At 38.0% G+C, this 4,144-nt stretch carries 4 protein-coding genes; 2 read left to right on the top strand and 2 right to left on the bottom strand.

Annotation, left to right across the window (positions count from 1 at the left end; genetic code table 11):
- A partial coding sequence (locus QZU45_RS11845) for a hypothetical protein (RefSeq protein WP_295355552.1) occupies positions 1-680 on the bottom strand: 680 nt, incomplete at its 3' end.
- An 8-nt stretch (positions 681-688) separates the two neighbouring features.
- A complete protein-coding gene (locus QZU45_RS11840) occupies positions 689-1,117 on the bottom strand; it encodes a DUF4277 domain-containing protein (RefSeq protein WP_295355550.1) in 429 nt (142 codons plus the stop codon).
- A 611-nt stretch (positions 1,118-1,728) separates the two neighbouring features.
- Here QZU45_RS11840 and QZU45_RS11835 point away from each other — a divergent pair.
- Both QZU45_RS11835 and QZU45_RS11830 read left to right on the top strand, forming a co-directional pair.
- The gene (locus tag QZU45_RS11835; RefSeq protein ID WP_295355548.1) at positions 1,729-2,865 is read left to right on the top strand and encodes an MFS transporter; all 1,137 of its coding nucleotides are present in this window, start codon (positions 1,729-1,731) and stop codon (positions 2,863-2,865) included.
- A 439-nt stretch (positions 2,866-3,304) separates the two neighbouring features.
- The gene (locus tag QZU45_RS11830) at positions 3,305-3,523 is read left to right on the top strand and encodes a hypothetical protein (protein WP_074841424.1); all 219 of its coding nucleotides are present in this window, start codon (positions 3,305-3,307) and stop codon (positions 3,521-3,523) included.
- The last annotated feature ends 621 nt before the right edge of the window (positions 3,524-4,144 follow it).

Raw genomic sequence — 4,144 nt, 5'->3', positions numbered from 1 at the left:
AGCTCTGCCATAGTCCAGTTTCTTTCAACATCATTGGTGCAGATGACGTAATAGGTATCTTCTTTTATCTTCTGCTCTATGGCGGTATCATCAAGCTCAACTTCAGCTCTAACCTTAACAGCTACAGTTACCTTTTGCTCATCCTTACCGTGTCTGCCTTTATGAGTGTATTTCTGTACTTCCTCATAGCTAATACCAGCATCAGTAAGCTTTACAAGCTTAAGCTTGGCTGTGGTTTTCTTTAATTCCTGTTCAGCATCAGCCTTACATTTGCAGGGCTGCGTCCAGAGTTTCTTCAGCTGAGAAACCAGCAGTTTCTTTACGGTTTCATCTCCAAGTTTACCTTCACCACACCACATGGCTTTAGTTCCTTCAGGATTGTTCTCATCCACAGGAACAAGCTCTTCAGGATGAGCCTTTAACATCTTTCTGCAGGCTGTAGCCTCGTCATTCTTGTCAGGAATACGGGTTACCATTTTAATGCCATGTGCCTTTGCTTCCTTAGCTATAGGAGAAGTACATAAGGAACTGTCTCCTGTAAGATAACGTAAATCCTTAAACTGAGCCTTGATACTGTCCCAATAGTCAGTAATGACATTCCTGAAACTGGTCTTATCGGATACATGTCCACTGACACAGGTTTCAAATATTGGCAGCTTACTCAGTTCTTCACACAGCATCAGCTCATTTATCTGTCCCAGCTCTGGATGATTGTCTCTACCTTGAGCCCAAGTTTATCTGCTACCTTTGCAGAGCATCTTAAAAACAGCTTCTCTGGACCAAATTCAGCGATGGCATCCAGAGTTCTTGAAAGAACATTTCTATCCAGCTGCTCAAAGGTAACATCCTTACGATTTATCAGAGTCTGTAATGGACGATTTCTGTAAAACTCCTGAGTTCCATACAGTGACTGATATGGTACATTCAGTACCTGACAGCATAGAAGCTTTACAATCTCTGAGCTCTTAAACCTAACATGGGAACCTATCTTTCCTATGCAGAACTCTATTGGCTCCTCAAGGTCAAAATAATCAAATCCTGCTGCTGTTAATCCCAGATTCCCAAGCTCAGCTGTTACCTGTTCGTTGTCATCATCAAAATCGTCAAGCGATGCCATATTCCTGTGCCTTATATTCTAGGCATCTGATGAAAAAATAAAAGTCTTTATGTGATCTGATGATCCTTAAGTCACGTTGATGAAAATACTACCGATCGTTATGATCCTTTAATCGCAAAATAAGCAAAAAGTCGTTGAAAATTAAATATATAATTTTATGATGACCATAAATTAGTAGAAAGTGATCTGAAATCAAACAGTTACTACTAAAGTTTTATTCAAAAATTTTACTGACCAATGTCTGATATACATTTCATTGTTATAACACACAGGATGATTGACGAATATTTATGTGATTGAGAGTAAAAAACAATGAAAGTAGCAGCTCTTAGAAAACTGTTAAAAGACGCCGGTTCCGAGGAACTGATAAAGATTATTTCTTAACTGTAACGTCATATACCAAAAGCCTTAAAGGAAATATGACCTCTTCATAGTGACCGAATTCTCAAACCATTCTTTGTCTTATTACTGATGTTTTTTTTTCACATCAAAGCTCGAATGAGGCACGTAAGGTCTATAATAATCTCCATTTTGGCGTATCCATAAACAGAGGTCTGCCTTGTGCAGAAAGTATTTTGAATCTAAACTCCCCTAAAGAAAATTTTCTTTTTATGCTAGGACACTTTGCAACCGATATCTCTCACGGTTCTCTTCCTATCATCCTTGCATACATGTATCAGGCCGGAAAGCTTGATTCCTATTCCGCTGTAGCCATGCTGATGATGGCCAACACCATTTTAAATGCAGTGGTACAGCCTTTTGCAGGTAATCTTGCCGACTCAAAACCAAGACCATATCTGATGAGTCTGGGCATTGCCCTATCCTTCAGCGGCGTTATGTTCATAGGCCTGGTTGAAAATCAGATCCTGCTCTACTCTCTTGTCTGTCTGAACGGACTTGGCAGCGCTATATTCCATCCTGCAGGAGGAAAGATGGCAAATACCTTTGGCAAGGCAAAGCTTGGTAAGAGCATGTCTATTTTCTCGGTTGGAGGAAATGCCGGTATGGCTGCAGGACCTTTCTACTTTACAGGTTTATATATTCTCTTTGGACTGAATGCCACTCTGGCAATGTGTGTACCTGGTCTTATCATGATCATTATCTACACGCTCAAAAACCGCTACTATGTGGTTGCCTGCAGACAGGAGCAGAAAAAGGTTGCCAAAGCTAAAGCAGATTCCGATGAAAAGGAAAACGTCAGAGGCTTTGTTATTCTCGTATGTGTACTCTTCTTAAGATCAGCCGGCTGGTTCTCCTTCATGGCTTTCTTATCACTTTACTATATGCATAATCTTCACATCTCAGATGAACTTGCAACTCTCTTAAACGGAATGGTTTGTCTGTGCGGAGCTGTTGCCACCTATTTTGGCGGTACCATCTCCGATCGTATAGGCTTCAATAAGATGGTAACCATAAGCTCACTGCTGTCTGTACCTTTCATCGTAAGCTTTACCTTCACCTCAAGTCCAATGCTGGCAACACTGCTTTTAATACCATTCTCAGTACTGTTCTTCACAGGAATGTCACCTACTGTTGTAATCGGACAGAAATTCCTGTGTCACCATGTTGGAATGGCAACCGGCTTTACCATTGGCTTATCCATGAGCTTTGGCGGACTGATTGCGCCTCTTGTGGGTAAATTGGGAGATGCCTTCGGAATCGAATACGTCATGTATGCAGTCGCAGCTTTCATTACTACTGCAGCAGTTACAACTCTGGTAATTCCAAAGATTCCGGTAGCCAGATAGACGCAGAAAACCTGACGGTTCAGTTTTACTTTTTTCCGAACCGTCATTTTCTTCATCATGAAATTAAAGATATCAAAAATTTCCCAATCAATTATCCTCATAAAAATCTAACTATTCAGAACTAACATAGATCACATCTTTTTTAGGAAAAAATTTAAACAGACATTTTAGAAGTACTACGCGCCCAGATAATACTGAAATTTTTACTACAAATGTAGCTTCTTAAGAAAGCGCTCTGCGCTAGGATTGTGCAAGTTTTTCACCATAAAAAAGCATATTTTTATAGAGATAATTATCTTAATATTCAAGTTGTTATTAACAAATTTTGAAGTTTTAGGAATTAATCTCAAAGTTAATATTTTATACATTTAAAACATTCTTAAAATGATAAAATGAAATTGTAGTTTGACGCTACCCGAATTTTTTTGGAGGTGTACAAATGAGAAGTGATGATATTTTTGGGAGAGATTTTATTGATATTGTATGCAGACTTTTAAAGGTGTTAGCTTTTGGATTCTGCGCAGTAATGGTTTTCTCTTTAATTAATACCCACAGTTTTGAGTCATGGAGTAATATTGCAGCTGTTTTCTTTGCTGTTGCAGTAGTTGTTGGCTCAATCTTCCTAGGACACAATCTAAAAAAACGCTGGATAAACTAAAAAAGCAAAAAATTAGAAAAAGAGTGCAAAGAGTGTACTCTTTTTTTTTGACCATTCTCATGGCCTGTAATCCTACTCCTTCAGCTATAGGCCCACCCTATAGCCAGCTATTGAAATTTAGTATTTCACGAACTTTGTTTATTTTTATATACTGCTTCTCGAGGGTAGTTAGATTGATATTCTGGCAAGAGCAGTTAACTGCCTTTTACCAAATCTTTTGGTGCTTAAAATTTGTTAAGTTTTATCTTACCTTTATCCAGTGTTTTTACGGCACTGGATTTTTTTTGCTAAAAATATAATGAGTTTTATACAGTTTTTTTCTAGTATTGACTAATTCAATAGAAGAACACAGAAAAAAAATCAAGCAATAAATCACCCCCTGTACAACCTTCAACCAAAAATGCACTTTAATGCTCTAAATTCATACTTTTTCTTTTATCGCCGGGACTAATAACTGTTTTTTATAAATCTATAAATTGTTTATAAAGTCTATAATTTTGTAAGTGGTCAGAAATAAATCTCGTAAATGGTCAGAAATAAATCTCTGACCTTTATTTTGCCTGATCCATATTCCAAGGCATCAGTGCATACAGAATCTCACTTGGAATGCTGTGAGATTTA

Origin of the sequence: uncultured Succinivibrio sp., assembly GCF_902756765.1 — a bacterium.
Classification (GTDB): Bacteria; Pseudomonadota; Gammaproteobacteria; order Enterobacterales; family Succinivibrionaceae; genus Succinivibrio.
This window is presented reverse-complemented; position numbering and strand designations above follow the sequence as displayed.

What these genes read in the sequence shown, in the direction of transcription:
- QZU45_RS11840 (WP_295355550.1), bottom strand. Translation starts at nt 1,117, where the DNA reads ATGGCATCGCTTGACGATTTTGATGATGACAACGAACAGGTAACAGCT.
- QZU45_RS11835 (WP_295355548.1), top strand. Translation starts at nt 1,729, where the DNA reads ATGCTAGGACACTTTGCAACCGATATCTCTCACGGTTCTCTTCCTATC.
- QZU45_RS11830 (WP_074841424.1), top strand. Translation starts at nt 3,305, where the DNA reads ATGAGAAGTGATGATATTTTTGGGAGAGATTTTATTGATATTGTATGC.